16 protein-coding genes are annotated in these 17292 nt (G+C 57.0%); 9 read left to right on the top strand and 7 right to left on the bottom strand.

Annotated features, from left to right (window positions below; all coding sequences use genetic code 11):
• The 3 genes from ASF69_RS19695 to ASF69_RS19685 are packed head-to-tail and all read left to right on the top strand — an operon-like array spanning position 1 to position 3734.
• The gene (locus tag ASF69_RS19695; protein ID WP_062589975.1) at positions 1–807 is read left to right on the top strand and encodes an enoyl-CoA hydratase-related protein; all 807 of its coding nucleotides are present in this window, start codon (positions 1–3) and stop codon (positions 805–807) included.
• 4 nt (positions 808–811) lie between these two features.
• Positions 812–2806 carry an acetyl/propionyl/methylcrotonyl-CoA carboxylase subunit alpha gene (locus ASF69_RS19690; protein ID WP_062589974.1) on the top strand — a complete coding sequence of 665 codons (1995 nt, stop codon included), beginning with the start codon at positions 812–814 and terminating at the stop codon, positions 2804–2806.
• 4 nt (positions 2807–2810) lie between these two features.
• Positions 2811–3734 carry a hydroxymethylglutaryl-CoA lyase gene (locus tag ASF69_RS19685; protein ID WP_062589973.1) on the top strand — a complete coding sequence of 308 codons (924 nt, stop codon included), beginning with the start codon at positions 2811–2813 and terminating at the stop codon, positions 3732–3734.
• 202 nt (positions 3735–3936) lie between these two features.
• Here ASF69_RS19685 and ASF69_RS19680 read toward each other — a convergent pair whose 3' ends face one another.
• The 6 genes from ASF69_RS19680 to ASF69_RS19655 form a co-directional block, all read right to left on the bottom strand.
• On the bottom strand, positions 3937–4578 hold the full coding sequence (locus ASF69_RS19680) for a TetR/AcrR family transcriptional regulator (protein WP_162238099.1): 642 nt from the start codon (positions 4576–4578) through the stop codon (positions 3937–3939).
• A gap of 449 nt (positions 4579–5027) precedes the next feature.
• Positions 5028–6185 (bottom strand): ABC transporter ATP-binding protein, encoded by a 1158-nt coding sequence (locus tag ASF69_RS19675; RefSeq protein WP_062589971.1) that lies wholly within the window; start codon positions 6183–6185, stop codon positions 5028–5030.
• Positions 6186–6197: 12 nt separating this feature from the next.
• Positions 6198–7028 carry a carbohydrate ABC transporter permease gene (locus ASF69_RS19670; RefSeq protein WP_062589970.1) on the bottom strand — a complete coding sequence of 277 codons (831 nt, stop codon included), beginning with the start codon at positions 7026–7028 and terminating at the stop codon, positions 6198–6200.
• Positions 7028–7945, bottom strand: a complete 918-nt coding sequence (locus tag ASF69_RS19665; protein ID WP_062589969.1) for a sugar ABC transporter permease — start codon at positions 7943–7945, stop codon at positions 7028–7030. The genes ASF69_RS19670 and ASF69_RS19665 overlap by 1 nt, the downstream gene beginning before the upstream one ends.
• Before the next feature lie 63 nt (positions 7946–8008).
• Complete coding sequence (locus tag ASF69_RS19660) at positions 8009–9226, bottom strand: sugar ABC transporter substrate-binding protein (protein ID WP_082469794.1); 1218 nt, start codon at positions 9224–9226, stop codon at positions 8009–8011.
• A gap of 132 nt (positions 9227–9358) precedes the next feature.
• Positions 9359–10114 (bottom strand): GntR family transcriptional regulator, encoded by a 756-nt coding sequence (locus tag ASF69_RS19655; protein ID WP_062589967.1) that lies wholly within the window; start codon positions 10112–10114, stop codon positions 9359–9361.
• 272 nt (positions 10115–10386) lie between these two features.
• Here ASF69_RS19655 and ASF69_RS19650 point away from each other — a divergent pair, with 272 nt between their 5' ends.
• From ASF69_RS19650 to arsH, 5 genes are all read left to right on the top strand, one after another.
• Positions 10387–10740 carry a metalloregulator ArsR/SmtB family transcription factor gene (locus tag ASF69_RS19650; protein ID WP_062589966.1) on the top strand — a complete coding sequence of 118 codons (354 nt, stop codon included), beginning with the start codon at positions 10387–10389 and terminating at the stop codon, positions 10738–10740.
• A 182-nt stretch (positions 10741–10922) separates the two neighbouring features.
• Positions 10923–11450 (top strand): arsenate reductase ArsC, encoded by a 528-nt coding sequence (locus tag ASF69_RS19645; protein WP_062589965.1) that lies wholly within the window; start codon positions 10923–10925, stop codon positions 11448–11450.
• A 1-nt stretch (position 11451) separates the two neighbouring features.
• Positions 11452–12513, top strand: a complete 1062-nt coding sequence (gene arsB, locus ASF69_RS19640; RefSeq protein ID WP_062589964.1) for an ACR3 family arsenite efflux transporter — start codon at positions 11452–11454, stop codon at positions 12511–12513.
• A 2-nt stretch (positions 12514–12515) separates the two neighbouring features.
• Complete coding sequence (gene arsC, locus ASF69_RS19635) at positions 12516–12941, top strand: arsenate reductase (glutaredoxin) (protein ID WP_156462128.1); 426 nt, start codon at positions 12516–12518, stop codon at positions 12939–12941.
• Entirely contained in the window at positions 12898–13644 is a 747-nt protein-coding gene (gene arsH, locus ASF69_RS19630) for an arsenical resistance protein ArsH (protein WP_062589962.1), read from the top strand. The genes arsC and arsH overlap by 44 nt, the downstream gene beginning before the upstream one ends.
• Positions 13645–13730: 86 nt before the next feature.
• On the opposite strand, the gene ASF69_RS19625 is transcribed toward arsH, so the two are convergent.
• Entirely contained in the window at positions 13731–15617 is a 1887-nt protein-coding gene (locus ASF69_RS19625; RefSeq protein ID WP_062589961.1) for an MFS transporter, read from the bottom strand.
• A gap of 502 nt (positions 15618–16119) precedes the next feature.
• On the opposite strand from ASF69_RS19625, the gene ASF69_RS19620 reads away from it, so the two are divergent.
• On the top strand, positions 16120–17154 hold the full coding sequence (locus ASF69_RS19620; RefSeq protein WP_062589960.1) for an aspartate-semialdehyde dehydrogenase: 1035 nt from the start codon (positions 16120–16122) through the stop codon (positions 17152–17154).
• The last annotated feature ends 138 nt before the right edge of the window (positions 17155–17292 follow it).

Raw genomic sequence — 17292 nt, 5'->3', positions numbered from 1 at the left:
ATGACCTATAAAACGCTTCAACTCGAGATAAATGATAAGGTCGCGACGGTCTGGATGAACCGGCCCGGACAGCACAATGCCTTTGATGAAAACCTCGTTCGGGAAATGACTGATGTCATAGAGATGCTTTCCAAAGACGCGCATGTGCGTGTCCTGGTCCTTGCCGGACGGGGGGCGAACTTCTCGGCGGGAGCGGATCTTGCTTGGATGAAACGGCAAGGCGCTGCTTCCGTTGAAGACAATGCTGCCGATGCGGCGGCCATGGGGCGCATGTTCCTGGCATTGCGTGAATGCCCCAAACCGCTGATTGCTCGTGTTCAGGGTGCAGCCATTGGCGGCGGTATGGGGCTGGTGGCAGCCTGCGACATCGCAGTTGCTGCTCCCAATGCGGTATTTGCGACATCCGAGGTCAGGCTTGCATTGATCCCAGCCGTTATAAGCCCCCTGATTGCCGCCGCGATCGGTGAACGCCACTGCCGCCGCTATTTTCTGACCGGGGAGCGTATGGACGCAACACGCGCACATGCGTTGGGCCTCGTCCATGAGGTCAGCGACAGGGACAGTCTCGATGACGTTGTCGAGGGGATTGTGGCCGCTCTGCTGAGAGGCGCCCCACAGGCTGTTCAGGAAGCGAAGTCGCTGGTCGGGCGGATTTCAGGACGCACCATTGACGGCGCGCTGGTGTCGGAAATGGCGGAACTGATCGCAGCGCGCCGGGCGAGCCAGGAGGCACGGGAAGGTCTTTCTGCCTTCCTCGAAAAGCGCGATCCCGGCTGGATCGCAGAGCGGCCGAAAGGATCAGGTTAAAGTCATGTTCAAGAAGATCCTGATCGCCAATCGCGGGGAAATTGCCTGCCGAATCATTCGCACCGCGCGGAGCATGGGCATTGCGACGGTGGCTGTGTATTCCGAAGCGGATGCGGGCGCGCGGCACGTGCGGCTTGCGGACGAAGCAATCCTCATTGGACCTGGAGCTGCCCGCGAATCCTATCTTGTGGCCGAGAAAATTCTCGCTGCGGCGCGACGCACCGGCGCCGAGGCCATTCACCCCGGATACGGCTTCCTGTCTGAAAATGACGACTTTGCCGAAGCCTGCGCTGCGAGCGGCATTGTGTTTATCGGTCCACCTGCGGCCGCCATTCGTGCCATGGGCTCCAAGTCGGCCGCCAAGGAGTTGATGGGCAAAGCGGGCGTGCCGCTCGTGCCCGGATATCACGGTGCGGATAATGATCCGGCGCTGCTTCAACGCGAAGCGGACCTTATCGGCTACCCAGTCCTTATAAAGGCCTCTGCGGGCGGTGGCGGCAAGGGAATGCGGCGTGTCGACCGCCCGGAGGATTTCGCAGATGCGCTCGGCTCCTGCCAACGCGAGGCGCGCAACGCCTTCGGCGACGATCATGTTCTCATCGAGAAATATATCCTCAAGCCGCGCCATATAGAAATCCAGATTTTTGCGGATACCATCGGCAACTGCATCCATCTCAACGAACGCGATTGCTCGGTGCAACGCCGGCACCAGAAGGTTCTGGAAGAAGCGCCCGCACCCGGAATGACGGATGAGCGACGTGCCGCCATGGGCGCTGCTGCTATAAAGGCGGCAAAAGCGGTCGGATATGTCGGGGCAGGAACCGTCGAGTTCATCGTGAACCAGGACGGGTCCTTCTATTTCATGGAAATGAACACCCGCCTGCAGGTGGAGCATCCCGTAACGGAAATGGTGACCGGGCTTGACCTCGTCGAGTGGCAGTTGCGCGTTGCTTACGGCGAGCCATTGCCGCTACGCCAGGAGGACGTGCTTTTGATCGGGCACGCTATAGAGGCGCGTATCTATGCGGAGGATGCGGACGCGGGGTTTCTGCCGTCCATCGGTACCATCAGGCATCTGGGGCTGCCCGCAACGGATGCCCGGGTGCGAGTCGACAGCGCGGTTGACGCAGGTGATGCCATATCCCCTCATTATGACCCCATGATTGCCAAACTGATCGTCCACGGGGCGGATCGAGAAGAGGCGCTGAAACGCATGGGCGAAGCACTGGGCTCGATCCAGATCGTCGGATTGACCGCCAATGTCGGCTTCCTCAGCCGCCTTGTCCAGACACCATCCTTTTCCGGGGCCGACCTCGATACTGGCCTGATCGAGCGCGAACAGGAGGGATTGTTTGCCGCTTCATCCGTCCCTGACGAGGTGTGGTATCTCGCGGCTTTGGACGAACTTCTGCATGATGAGCCAGAGCAGAACGCATCACCCTGGACGGCGATTGACGGCTGGAGGCTGAACGGTCGGGCAGAACGTCGGATCGAGCTTTCCTGCAGGGGTGAGACTTGCGAGATAACGGCCTTTTCCTCGGGTAAGGGCTGGACGTTAGCGCTTTCTTCTGCGCGGGACACATCTGTTTTCGCACAAGGTCATGCGCGCAGAAGCGGCGCCGCGGCGATAGTTTCCGTGCGCCTTGGAGAGCGCCGATGCGAGGCGACAATCGTCAAGGATGCGGACGACCGTCATGTCTTCCATTCCGGGCAGAGCTATGTGGTGCGCCGACTGCCTGATCTCCAGTGGGAAAGCGGCACGCAGACCGGCAGCGGAGGCCTTCGTGCGCCGATGCCGGGCTCGGTCATAGCACTTCTTGCGGAGACCGGCGCATCCGTTAAGGCGGGAGATCCTTTGCTCATCATGGAAGCGATGAAGATGGAGCACACGATCACTGCACCTTCGGATGGAACGCTTGCCAGCTTCCATTATGCAGTTGGCGATCAGGTGCTGGCAGGGGCGGAACTGGTCGATTTCCAGCCTGCCGGACGGGGATAGGGTGATGCAGCGAGCAAGCGAAGACAAGGTCGTCATCGTAGAGGTTGGCCCAAGGGACGGCTTGCAGAACGAAGCCGCGATTGTTGCGACGGAGGTGAAAGTCGAGCTGGTAAAGCGTCTTGCCAAGGCAGGCCTTCACCATATCGAAGCCACCGCTTTCGTTTCGCCGAAGTGGGTTCCGCAGATGGCGGACAGTACAGATGTCATGATGGCCTGCGCCAGGGCATCCGAGCTGGAGAATGTCACTCTCTCGGCGCTTACGCCCAATATCAAGGGTTTCGAGGCCGCAAGGGCAGCCGGAGCGCGAGAGGTCGCGGTATTTGCTTCTGCCTCCGAGACATTTTCCCATCGCAACATCAACTGTTCCATCGATGAGTCCTTTGCGCGCTTTCGTCAGGTGTTCGAAGCTGCCCGGCTGGCCGGACTGCCGGTGCGCGGCTACGTTTCCTGTGCCATTGCCTGCCCCTATGAGGGAGCAATCGATCCCCGCGCTGTCGCGCGCGTCACACGTCTGCTGCTGGAAAATGGTGCGCGTGAAGTATCGCTGGGTGATACGATCGGCGTGGGCACGCCAGCCAGGGTGAAGCGGATGCTCGAAGCGGTCGCGGCAGAAGCTCCCCTATCGGCGCTCGCTGGCCATTTCCACGATACATACGGCATGGGCATTGCCAATATTCAGGCCGCACTGGATGCCGGAGTACGCGTCTTCGACAGCTCGGTCGGCGGTTTGGGCGGCTGCCCCTATGCAGCCGGGGCAGCCGGCAACGTCGCGACGGAAGAGGTGGTCTATTTGCTGCAGGACCTTGGCCTTTGCCGCGATATAGACCTGGAGCAGCTGGCGGAAACGGCCTTTTGGATTGCTGACGTCACGGGTCGCGCTGAGCTTTCGCGCGTAACGAAGGCACTGGCAGGCAAATTGCGAAGGTGACGTCGGCTTTACAGGGCCCTGTCGCGGCTTACGTTCACAGCTCTGTATCTTGAAACACAACTACGCGACCGGTTTTTAGAACATCGCGCTAACTGGTGGCGGGCCGGTTTCCTTGCCAGTCGCCTGATTTCGTCGACCTCATCTCTGCGCTTAACATCCCACTCTTCTGCATCTGTGGGCATGTGGGCTGATGCCAGGACGCTTAGCTCCGTGTTTCGCCCTCAGTTAGCGTGCCTTTCAAGCCGCTGGAAATGAATGTCTTCAGGTCCGCGCCACTTTTGGCGATATCCTCATCATCCACTTTGCCGTCGGATAACATGCGCATCCGGCCGGTGATGGAGAAGATATGCAGCATCGCCCCTACGGTGCAGACGTATCCGCGTACGACCTTGTCGTCTGGCACATCCGGACAAATTCTCTTGAGTTCAGCAATGAAGAGTTCTGATGTCGCGTCGAAATATCTATGGATGAGCTCGATCCATCGGCTTGATTGGGCAAGGTGGGCAATCAGCCTGCCATAGTTTCGCCAGCCGTCGTTTTTCGTCGTCATCATCTCAAGAAAAGGATCGATGAAGGCATCCACGATCTTTTCGATGGAGCTTTCACTGGTTCCGGCAAAAACAAGCAGACGGTTTTTTCTCTCACTGCTCAGGACATCGATCCGCCGCGCGATGACGGCTTCGAGCAGAGCCTCCTTCGACTCGAAATAGTAACTCATCAAACCAAGCCGGGCATCCGCGCGGCGCATGATCTCGCGTATGGGAACGGCGTCAAAGCCGGCTTCGGCAAACAGCGCCTCGGCGGAGTCCATGATTCTCGTCTTCGTATCCCGCGGCTCGGTCACACTATCTCCTTGGTAAAATCGAAAGTGGCAGTCATCCGTTGTCATCCAGATTGGCTCTGTTTGGATCAACGAGATGGCCCAGTAAATGCACTTAAGCAAGTTCTGAACACTTTCGATCGTCTCTACCTTAAATCCAGGAGTGACGTCGAGAGAACTGACGGATCAATTGACCGGTGAAATGAGAGGGAGCGCCCACGGAAGCCTGGTATCACCATGGTTGATCGTCAGCGACGCAAAGCGGAAGCGTCACGGGTGATCGGTTCGGCATGGACGCAGCCGTATGATCCCGGCGACGTAGCCTTGGACTTCGCGGCTTCCATCGTTGTGAGCAAAGAGAAAAGGCGATGCAGATTTGGAGGGATCGATTTTTCTGTCGTCCCCCTTCCAAGGCTTGACCACTTTTACATGGGGCGGCTCGGATTACCCGCCCCGGGCAGCCCGGCTGGGCGTTAGCCAGATTTGGCTATCCGCTGTCCAGACGTCGCCGAAAACAGGATTGGTTGATCAGGATCGATGGTGAGCGATACCGGCTGTCCCATCGACAATTCGCAATAGCCGGGAACTGTCACCATGACCGCATCGAGGTCACCGTCGTCAGTGTGGGCTGTCCTGCCATCGGTGAGGCGCACGGCGATGATGGAATCGGCACCGACATGTTCGACCATGACAACCTCGCCACGCAGTGAACCCGGGCTGAGCTCGGTGGTCAGTGTGATTGCGTTGGGCCTTACGCCAAGAAGGACATCGCTCTCTGTACCTGAAGCGGGGAGGTTGACGGGAACGGTTGTTGATCCCACCGTCAACATGTCTCCCTGGTGTTTTGCGACGATGAGGTTCATTGGTGGTGTGCCGATGAAGCGCGCGACATAGGTGTTTGCCGGATCGGTATAGATTTCCCGTGCCGTGCCGAACTGCTGGATGATGCCATCTCGCATAAGGGCGATCTTGGTGCCCATCGTCATTGCTTCCACCTGATCGTGGGTCACGTAGACGAAGGTTCCCCCGATCTCCTTATGGAGCCTCGATATTTCCGAGCGCATGGAGGTGCGCAGCTTTGCATCGAGGTTGGAGAGCGGTTCATCCATGAGGAAGACTTCAGGCTCGCGTACCATGGCGCGACCAAGCGCAACGCGCTGTCTCTGCCCGCCGGACAATGTTCGGGGAAACCTGTCCAGCATCTCCGTCAAGCCAAGGATTTTTGCAATCCTGCCGACTTTTTCAACGATGCGAGCAGAGTTTTCAATGCGGCGTTTTGCAATGCCGCCAATGAAAGGCAGGTGGTGCCACAGGCGAAATTCCTGCATCAGAAGGGGAAAGGACATGTTCCTGCGAACGGAGAGATGCGGGTAGAGTGCGTAGGACTGGAAAACGAAGGCGATGTCGCGATCACCCGGTGGCAGCTGGTCGACCCTTTTGCCTCCAATCATGATCTGACCGCCTGAAATGCTTTCCAGCCCTGCCAGCATTCGCAGCAGCGTGGATTTTCCACAGCCGGAGGGACCAAGCAGAACGAGGAAGTCACCCTCATCGATGGAGATATCGATATCGCGAATGACTTCCTTCGCACCGAATTTCTTGGAAATATTGATGAGCTCGATAGCGGACATGACAGGTTCCTATCAGCCTTTGACGCTGCCAGCGGTCATTCCGGCGACCACGTAGCGTTGGGCGAAAAGATAAAAGACGATGGCAGGCAGGGTGTAGATGACGCCGACCGCCATGACGGAATGGATGGGCGTGGAAAGCTCGCCGACGAAACTTGCAAGACCGACCGAAGCGGTCCGCATGTTCTCGCTGCTGATCAGCGTTTGGGCGAAAACATATTCATTCCATCCATGGAAAAAGGAAATGACTGCGGCGGCTGCGAGTGTGGGGGCGATGAGCGGAATGACGATGCCGAGCACGATATCCAGCCGCGAGCATCCATCAACCCGCGCCGCTTCCTCAATTTCGATCGGTATGCCGTCAATGGCACCCTTGATGATCCACGTTATGACCGGCACGACAAAGGCGGTATTGGCAAGGATGAGGCCAGAGGCGGTGTTCAAAAGATTGAGGTCCGCAAAGATGGAATAAAGCGGCACTACCAGCATCGCTTCCGGCAGCATCTGCGTTGCAAACAGGGCGAAGCCCAGAAGGGCCAGCCCCGTAAACCTGAAGCGAGACAGGGCATAGGCTGGCAAGACTGCAAGCAGGATACTGAGCACCGTTGTTCCCGCTGCGACGAGAAAACTGTTTTTCAGCCAGGTTGCGACCGGTATCGTATTGAAAACCTCAAGGTAGATGCCGAGTTGCGACCAGTCCGGCAGCAGCCGCGGCGAGGTCGCAAACAATTCGGATGACGGTGTCATCGACGTCACGAACATCCAGTAGATCGGAAATGCGGCAAAGCCCAGCATGAGAAGAACCAAGAGGATGCGAAGGTGCTGGCCGTTGTGTCGAGTGCTCATCACCGTTTTCCCTGTGCCTGCTCGGTCATCTGGGTGACCTTGAAATAAATGACGGTCACCAGAAGAGCGATGGAGAGACCGATCATGCCGAAGGAGGCCGCGGTGCCGAGATCACGATAGACAAAGCCCTGTCGGTAAAGCTCGATGACGAGGGTGTTGGTCGCTCCAATCGGCCCGCCCTGCGTCATCAGCCAGATGAGATCGAAACGTCGCAGAGACCAGATGGTGACGAAGAGTGTCAGCATCAGCACGGTCGGCTGGATGGTGGGCCGGGTTGCCGTCTTGAAAATGTTCAGGCGGTCTGCGCCGTCGATGACGGCCGCCTCTTTCAGTTCCTGCGGCACACCTTGAAGTGCTGCAAGAATGACGACCGATGAGAACGGAAAGATTTGCCACACGGTGGTCAGGAGAATGGCTGGCAAAGCAAGGCCTGGATTATCCAGCCAGTTTTCGCTGCCCAATGGGAGGCCGAAAGCAGTCAGGATGCGGTTGAAGATGCCGTATTGGGAATTGAAAATCCAGGTGAAGATAAGGGCGACTGCCACCGAAGGCGCTGCCCAGGGAATGGTGACAAGCGCGCGGGCGACACCGCGCCCGAAAAACGGAGAATCGAGAAGCAGCGCCGATCCGAGGCCGACGCCGATAGCGAAGATCACGCAGGCCAGCGTATAGATCGCCGTAACCCACAAGACTTTCCACAGTTCACCGTCTTCAATCAGGAAGGCATAGTTCTCCACGCCGACGAACGGATTGATATCCGGTGTCAACAGGTCCGTCGCGGTAAAGCTCATGTAGAGCTGCTGTACCAGCGGATAGAACTGAAATAGCAGAAGATAGATGCCGACAGGGGCGGCGAAGAGATATGGCGTCCACGGGTGCCCGTCTAGCCGTGCTCGAACGTGTCGGGCGCGTTCCATGATTGACCTCAAACTGAAAGCGGGTGGTTATGCGGAGGCCCGTGTCGAGCCTCCGCTGTTGTGTCACCGAAGAACGCGGCGCTCGACCAGAGTTTGCGCGCGGTCCATCGCTTCTTTCGGGTCTGCATCTTCGAGAAGGACTTTCAGCACCTGTTCCAGGACGATCTGCTGAATTTCAGGCGTTTTGCTCTCGTGTCCCATGACGAGTTGCGGAAGCGCGTTCTGCATCTGCCCCTCGTAGACTTTAAGCCAGGGTTGCTTGGCTTGTTCTTCGGCGGACATATCAAGCTTGGTGCCGACGCCGGTTCCCATGGCGGCCTGAAGGGCTTTCTGGTTTTCAGGCGAATAGACCCATTTGATAAATGATCCGGCCGCATCCTTGTGCTTGGTGTTGGCATTGACGACAAGCGCCGTCATGATGAGACCCTGGGCCTTGTCAGGAAACGGCGAAGGGGCAGCGGCAAAGGGCAGCTGTGGCGCGTTCTGGTGGAAAATGGCTGCCACGCCGCCATTGTCGACGTTCATGGCAATCTTGCCTTCCCAGAACATGCGGCGGTAGGTTGCTGCATCCGCACCCTTTGGCGTTACGCCTGCATCGTAAACCTTCTTATAGGCTTCCACACCCTTGATGACCTCTGGGCTATTGAGCGTCAGCTTGCCATCCTTGTCGCTCCAGCGCCCGCCAAAGCCGAAGACATAATTGCACAAATCCTGCCAGAAACCTGCGCGCTCGGCCATCGTGGCACGGTAGGCATAGCCGAAGGTACCGTCCTTCGTCTTTTCCTTGGCGGCAGCCAGGAAGCTATCGAAGTCCTTCGGCGGCTCAGGCAGGATATCCTTGTTGTAAAGCAGGGCATAACCCGTGGTATCGAAGAGCAGACCGTAACGGACGTCCTTCACCTTCATGAAGCGGTCGGGCCCCAGGAATTCATAGTCCTTGTCGTTGATCAGGTCGTTGAGTGGCAGCAGGCGACCGGACGGGACCGCAGCAAAAAAATCGGTCTGGTCAAAACGAACGAGATCCGGGCCTCCACCGCCACCCATCTGGGTGAAGACGGTGTTGGCCAGGCTGGAGAAGGGAATCGCAATTGCTTCGACTTCGACCTTATCCTGGCTTTCGTTGAATTTCTGAAGCCATGCCTTTACGCGGTCACCACGTCCGGCCTCGGCAAAGACGGCTGCTGCGAAAGTGATCTTGTCCTTTGCGAATGCTGTGGCGCCCCAAGGGACCAGAGCAGCCACTATCGTGGCTGCCATCAGTGATTTCATAGCTTTTTTCATTCTTGCTCCTCCCTGAGCGTTGCAGCGACACCTCCCCAGCGTCACCATCAGTTAGAATTTCGTGATATTTCAGCGTCGAAGATGCAGTGAGACGCCGCGCAATTGGCTTTATCGCGCGGTATTTCCTGCGCTTCAGATATTGAAAATCGGCTCGATGCTGCAGTCCAGAAGCCGGGGGTCCATCCCTACCTCCATCTCGTCGAACATCGAATCCACGAAGCCGATCAGTGCGTCGGTTGCTGATATCGCGGTGTCGAGATGTCTGTTGGCGACGGCATTGAGCACCGACAGATGGCAGTCGACGGTCTGTGAAAGATCTGCTTTCCCAAGCGTCAATGTGTGGTGGATAAACCCGATGCGACGATAAATCGTGTGTAATGGCCGCAGCGTATGCTCAAGGAAAGGCTCGTTCGCGGCAGAAAGCAGGATCTGATCTATCCGGCGGTCCAGGAGGTTGAATTCGGTCAGGGTGATCTTGTCGCGGCGCTCGCGCAGCGCGCGTTCTATATGCAGCATCTGATTGCGATGGGAGAGACTGGCGCGTTCGATTGCCAGACGCACGACAAACCGCTCCATGTCGCGGCGCAATTGCAGAAGCAGCCGCTCCCGCGCCAGATCGATCGGGGCAACCCGCAGGCCGTGTCGCGGCAAAACGATGAGAAGTGTATCTGCGGCAAGCCTGCTGACGGCATTGTGGACAGGTGTGCGGCCAAGGCCCGTCACATCCTGCAGTTCCTGAAGGGTCAACTGGCGGCCGGGTTTCAGCTCGCAATTGATGAGGAGTTCTTCGATCCGTTCATAGGCGAGATCAAAGAAATTCACCCGGTTTGCCCGCTGCGGTTTCTGGCCGTCAGTTACGAGTTCGGGCTTGGTTTGCTTGCGTGCCATCTCCGGTCTCCTCCCACTGCGATCCAGAAAGCCAGCGTCACACCCCTATAAAACATGTTGTGAAATTTCACAAGGGCTAGTTTTCGCTTGGCTTGGGGCACAAAATCGATGTCTGCGCGGAAAGGGATATCCGCGCTGTGAGGTGTCCCGTTACCTATGAGCATGGAATGATACTCACGCCAGGGCAAAGCCCAGATTGACGACGATTTCGAAGTTAACAATGAAGTTCTGAAAAGTCTTGACGGGAATAATAAATCCATTAATCTGGATATATGGAAAAAGAAAACGCTATTTCGATACTCGCAGCCTTGGCTCAAAACACGCGGCTTGAGACATTCAGATTGCTCGTGAGCCACGAGCCTGATGGCGTGCCGGCTGGAGAGTTGGCGCGTCTGCTCGATGTTCCGCAGAACACGATGTCTGCCCATCTGGCAACACTCTCTCGTGCCGGCTTGGTCAGAAGCGAGCGTCAGAGCCGATCAATCATCTACCGGGCCGACCTCGACTCTTTGCGCGACTTGACGCTGTTCCTGCTGAAAGACTGCTGTGGCGGATCGACCGAGCTTTGCGCGCCGCTGATTGCAGAACTGACGCCATGCTGCGCACCGCAGGCGAAGCCATGTTGAGCGCGATCACGCTCCGCCGAGTGTCCGGTGACGACGCCCGTCTCTACAAGGCGCTCGATAGCGCTGCCGCGTGCTGATGTGTCAGCTGCGGTGCGTGCAGCCCACTAGATGTCGTCAATTTGTAATTGTAGGCGACCATGATGACGATGAACATGACACCAACCTCATTACGGACCACACCCATGACTGACAAAATTTATAACGTACTGTTTCTCTGCACGGGCAATTCCGCCCGCTCTATTCTAGCCGAATCCATTCTCAACAAGGAAGGTGCGGGCAGGTTTAAAGCTTACTCTGCTGGAAGCCAGCCGAAGGGCGAAGTCAATCCCCATGCGCTGAAGGAACTGAATGCGCTCGGCTATGAATCGCAGGGCTTCTCGTCAAAGAGCTGGGATGTTTTCGCGGAGCCTGGCAGCCCGGAGATGGATTTCATCTTCACCGTCTGTGATAGCGCAGCCGGTGAAGCCTGCCCGGTATGGATCGGCCATCCGATGACCGCCCACTGGGGCGTCGAGGATCCGGCGGCTGTGGTTGGGACTGAGGTCGAAATTCAGCGCGCTTTCGCTCAAGCTGCACGGTTTCTGAAAAACCGGATCACCGCCTTCATCAATTTGCCCATCGCCTCGCTTGACCGCCTGGCCCTCGAACAGCACGTTCGCCAGATCGGCTCGCTTGAAGGCGCATCGGTCAAGTCCGCAAAGGCCGAGTGAAATGTCCACATTCGAACGATATCTGACGATCTGGGTGTTTCTCTGCATCGCAGTTGGAGTAGCCCTTGGTCATCTGATGCCCGGCTTTTTCCAGATGGTTGGGGCTGCGGAGATTGCCAAGGTCAATATTCCCGTCGCAATACTGATCTGGTTGATGATCATTCCCATGCTGTTGAAAATTGATTTTCGGTCGCTGGGGCAGGTCGGGTCCTATTGGCGCGGGATCGGGGTTACGCTTTTCATAAACTGGGCGATCAAGCCGTTCTCAATGGCGCTTCTCGGATGGCTGTTTATCGGGTGGTTGTTCCGCCCCTATCTCCCGCAAGATCAGATCGATTCCTACATCGCAGGGCTGATTATCCTGGCTGCGGCACCATGCACCGCCATGGTTTTCGTCTGGAGCAATCTAACCCGTGGTGAACCGCTGTTTACCCTGTCGCAGGTGGCACTCAACGATGCCATCATGGTCGTCGCCTTTGCGCCGGTCGTCGGTTTGCTGCTCGGGCTTTCCGCAATCACGGTGCCATGGGCAACACTGGCGCTCTCTGTCGGTCTCTACATCGTCGTGCCGGTTGTGATCGCGCAGCTTTTAAGAAAACGGCTGACCGCGGACGGAAGCAGTCGCGCACTGGACAGCCTCTTGGCAAAGCTGCAGCCCATGTCGCTTGTTGCCCTGCTGGCAACGCTGGTTCTTCTCTTCGCATTTCAGGGCGAACAGATCATTTCCCAGCCGACCATCATCGCCCTGCTGGCTGTACCGATCCTTATTCAGGTCTATCTCAATTCCGGGCTCGCATATCTGTTGAACAGAATGGCGGGCGAGAGGCATTGCGTCGCCGGGCCATCCGCCCTGATCGGCGCCAGCAACTTCTTCGAACTGGCCGTTGCCGCGGCAATCAGCCTGTTCGGCTTCCAGTCCGGTGCGGCCCTGGCGACGGTCGTCGGCGTCCTGATTGAAGTTCCGGTGATGCTGTCTGTCGTCTGGATCGTGAACCGCTCGAAGGATTGGTACGAAGCATCGCCTGCTGTCTCGAAACGAGCAGCAGCTACCGAAAGGACATGAATATGAACGTCACCATCTACCACAACCCGGCCTGCGGGACGTCTCGCAATACGCTTGCCTTGGTCAAAGCGGCCGGGATTGAGCCAACCGTCATCGAATATCTCCACAATCCGCCATCGCAAGAGCAACTTGCGAAGATGATTTCGGATGCGGGGCTGAGCGTGCGCGCGGCAATTCGTGAAAAGGGCACCCCCTACGGCGAACTTGGTCTCGACAATCCGGACTTGACCGATGATGAGTTGCTGGCGGCGATGATCGCGACACCGATCCTGATCAACAGGCCATTCGTCGTCACCCCGCTCGGCACCAGGCTTGCCCGGCCCTCGGAAGTTGTGCTCGACATCCTTCCTGCTGATGCCTTCAAAGGGCCTTTCACCAAGGAAGATGGAGAGCAGGTTCTCGGTCAGGAAGGAAAGCGTATTGTCTGAAACATTCCCAGCGCTTCTGGAAAGCTCCCTTCAGCCGATTGAGCCCGCGATGCTGCAACCGGCATTTTCGACGCATAAGCCCAGAATATTGATCCTCTATGGATCTCTCCGCGAAGTTTCCTACAGCCGCCTGCTGGCTTTCGAGGTTCGTCGCCTGCTTGAGCGGTTTGGATGCGAGGTGCGGCTTTTTGATCCGGCCGGATTGCCGCTTCCAGACGAGGCACCTGCCAGCCACGCAAAGGTACAGGAGCTTCGCGCGCTCTCGGAATGGTCGGAAGGGCAGGTCTGGATCAGTCCTGAACGCCATGGTGCAATGACCGGCATCATGAAGTCTCAGATCGACTGGATACCCCTGGCAATCGGTTCCGTGCGCCCGACACAGGGCAAGACGCTGGCTGTGATGGAGGTCTCCGGCGGAAGTCAGTCCTTCAATGCCGTCAATCAGATGCGCATTCTCGGTCGCTGGATGCGGATGATTACCATCCCCAACCAGTCATCTGTCGCCAAGGCGTTTCAGGAATTCGATGCGGACGGACGGATGAAGCCTTCGTCCTTTTATGATCGCGTCGTCGATGTCTGCGAGGAGCTTGTCAAGTTCACCATCCTCACCCGCGATGTTTCGACCTATCTGACCGATCGCTACAGCGAGCGGAAGGAAAAAGCGGCTGAGTTGGAAGAACGGGTGTCTCTCAGGTCCATCTGACCTTGCCTGATGAACGGCGGTTTTCAAATCTCGCATAAAAAAAACCCGGCGATGGTATCGCCGGGTTTTCAGTGTCAGAGGTTCTGTCAGTTCATTTGATGAATGTCACGATCCTTCGTTTCCGGCAGGAACAGAAGCCCGATGACGAGTGTAATGCCTGCGAAAATGATCGGGTACCACAGGCCGTAATAGATATCTCCCTTGGCCGCACTCATGGCGAATGCGGTTGCGGGCAGGAGACCACCGAACCAGCCGTTACCGATGTGGTAGGGCAGGGACATGCCGGAGTAGCGGATGCGGGTCGGGAAGAGTTCGACCAGAAGCGCTGCGATCGGGCCGTAGACCATGGTCACGTAGATGACGAGAACGGTCAGCACGGCAATGATGACCACCCAGTTCACGGCTGCCGGATCGGCAACCATGGTGAAGGTACCGCCGCCAGCAACGCTGTAGACAGGCATTTCAGTGACGCCGTTGACCTCTGCCGCAGTCAAGAGCTTATCGGCCACAAGCTTGTCTGCCGGAACCGTCTTTGCCGGTGTTGCACGCACTGCGTCGGCATTGAGGCCAAGTTCGGGGTTCGCGGCAATGAAAGCATCGAGCTTGGCAGCCGGAACCTGTGCGGCACCGCGCACCAGCGGATAACCGCTGTCATGGAGCGCGATGTTGATCTGCTTCTGGAAAGCGCGGTCATTGGCAGCAGCGTTGGCACCTGCGGCAATGGCGTCATAGCTGGCGATGGTCTGCTCACCGATCTTGACCGTTGCCGGTTGACCCGCAGGCCCCTCCACAACGTCATAGGGCACGGAGTTTCTTGTCAGGAATGCGGTGGCAATATCGCAAGATGTGGTGAATTTTGCCGTGCCGGTTGGATTGAACTGGAATCGGCAGTCGCCAGGCGCGGCGGTGACGGTCGCACGGACCGAAGCCTGGGCCTGCGCAAGGGCCGGGTTACCTGCCCATGTCAGTGCCTTGAACAGCGGGAAGTAGGTCAGCATGGCCAGAACAAGACCCGCCATGATGATGGGTTTGCGTCCGACCTTGTCGGAAAGCCATCCGAACAACACGAAGAAGCCGGTGCCTAGAAGCAGGGCGCATGCCACCATGATATTGGCGGACTGGCCATCGACCTTCAGAATGCTCTGCAGGAAGAACAGCGCATAGAACTGCCCCGTGTACCAGACGACCGCCTGACCGACGACTGCGCCCAGAAGTGCGATGATGGCGATCTTCGCATTCTTCCATTGGCCGAAAGCCTCGCTCAGAGGAGCCTTGGATGTCTTGCCTTCCTCCTTCATTTTCTTGAAGGCAGGGGATTCATTCATCTTCAGACGGATCCAGACGGAAACGCCGAGCAGGATGACGGAAAGCAGGAACGGAATGCGCCAGCCCCAGTCGGCGAAGGCTTCACGACCGACAGCAAATTGCACACCGAGAATGACGACGAGGGACAGGAACAGGCCGAGTGTCGCTGTCGTCTGGATCCATGATGTATAATAGCCACGGCGGCCATTGGGGGCGTGCTCGGCAACATAGGTCGCCGCGCCGCCATATTCACCGCCCAGCGCAAGCCCTTGCAGCATACGCAGCAGGATGAGGATGATGGGAGCGGCAATGCCGATCTGGGCAGCGCCCGGCAGAATGCCCACCACGAAAGTGGAAAAGCCCATGATCAGGATTGTGATGAGAAAGGTGTATTTGCGTCCGACGATGTCGCCCAGGCGGCCAAACACCAATGCGCCAAACGGACGCACGAGGAAGCCAGCGGCGAATGCCAGAAGCGCGAAGATGTTGCGCGTTGTTTCCGGATACTGGCTGAAAAAGTTCGCGCCAATATAGATCGCCAGCGATCCATAAAGGTAGAAGTCATACCACTCGAACACTGTTCCAAGAGAAGAGGCAAAGATTACCTTCTTCTCTTCACCCGTCATCGGACGGGCTTTTTCCGCAGTTGCGGTCGCTATGTTTGCCATTGTCTGTCCTCCACAGAATGTCAATCGACGCATCACCTGCAGCCACGCTCTCCTCCAGGCTGCCCTTGCGGTGTGATGCACCTGACAACAGAGTGACAGATAATTAGCAAAAGGAAGAGCAATGCTTTCGGCTTATGACTTTAGTCTAAGGAAGGGGTTTGAAAATGCTGATGGCTGGAACGGCTTTGGCAGCGTGAAGACGGTTTTGCCCTTTGATTGCGCTTGACAGATAGTCGAAACACCATAATAGGTTTGCCTCGAAAAGGAGCGCGATCTTGATCAGACATGTCCGAGACATGGTTGTCATGCACAATCCGGCAGGGTCTGCCGGTGGCGAATCGCGCTTTTTCTATTCCATCCGAATTACGGCCAAAACGACGATTAAAACCGTCTGACGTCTCTGGCCCGCCGCTCTCTCCCCGGTTTGGTCGGGGAAGAAGGAAGCCGCAGTTATGCGGGTTCCCCTCACCAAAAAGAGGAGAGGCAGAAAGAGAGCTTTATCATGGGTTTCAAAGTTGCAATCGCAGGCGCTACCGGCAATGTCGGTCGTGAAATGCTCAATATTCTCGCCGAGCGCGGGTTTCCGGCAGACGAAGTCGTTCCTTTGGCTTCGGCTCGTAGCCAGGGTACCGAAGTCTCCTACGGAGATCGTACGCTGAAGGTATCCAACCTGGAAAACTACGATTTTTCCGACACGGATATCTGCCTGATGTCGGCCGGTGGCGATGTATCCAAGAAGTGGTCGCCAAAGATCGGCGCGCAAGGTTGCGTCGTGATCGATAACTCCTCAGCCTGGCGCTATGATCAGGACGTTCCGCTGATCGTGCCTGAAGTCAACCCCGATGCGGTTGAGGGCTTCAGCAAGCGCAATATCATTGCAAACCCTAATTGCTCCACGGCACAGCTTGTTGTTGCCTTGAAGCCTCTGCATGACTTTGCCAAGATCAAGCGCGTCGTCATCTCCACCTATCAGTCCGTTTCCGGTGCCGGCAAGGAAGGCATGGATGAGCTGTTCTCGCAGACCCGTGCGGTCTTCGTTGCTGACCCAATAGAAGCGAAGAAGTTCACCAAGCGCATCGCCTTCAACGTCATTCCCCACATCGACGTCTTCATGGAAGACGGTTACACGAAGGAAGAGTGGAAGGTTCTGGCCGAAACCAAGAAGATGCTCGACCCGAAGATCAAGGTCACCTGCACCGCCGTGCGCGTTCCCGTCTTCATCGGTCACTCGGAATCGGTCAATATTGAATTCGAAAGCGAAATCACGGCCGATCAGGCTCGCGATATCCTGCGCGAAGCCCCCGGCTGCCTTGTTATCGACAAGCATGAAAATGGCGGATACATCACGCCGGTCGAATGCGCCGGTGAAGATGCTACCTATATTTCGCGTATTCGAGAGGATGCGACTGTTGAGAATGGTCTCAACATCTGGGTGGTTTCCGACAACCTGCGCAAGGGCGCTGCCCTGAACGCAATCCAGATTGCTGAGCTTCTCGTCAACCGGGGTCTTATCAAGCCGCGCAAGGCTGCTGCCTGATACGGTTTTTTAACATCTATTAACTATAACCCGTCCACTCAGCTGCTGTAATGGGCGGGTTTTCCGATGTGTCTGCATCACGGGCAGTTTATTTGCCGGTTATGACTTAGCTAGGCAATTTGAAAATCCAAGCATTCT

Origin of the sequence: Rhizobium sp. Leaf311 (genome assembly GCF_001423445.1) — a bacterium.
Lineage (GTDB): Bacteria > Pseudomonadota > Alphaproteobacteria > Rhizobiales > Rhizobiaceae > Agrobacterium.
Note: the sequence above shows the minus strand (reverse complement) of the source record. Positions and strands in the feature narration are given on the sequence as shown.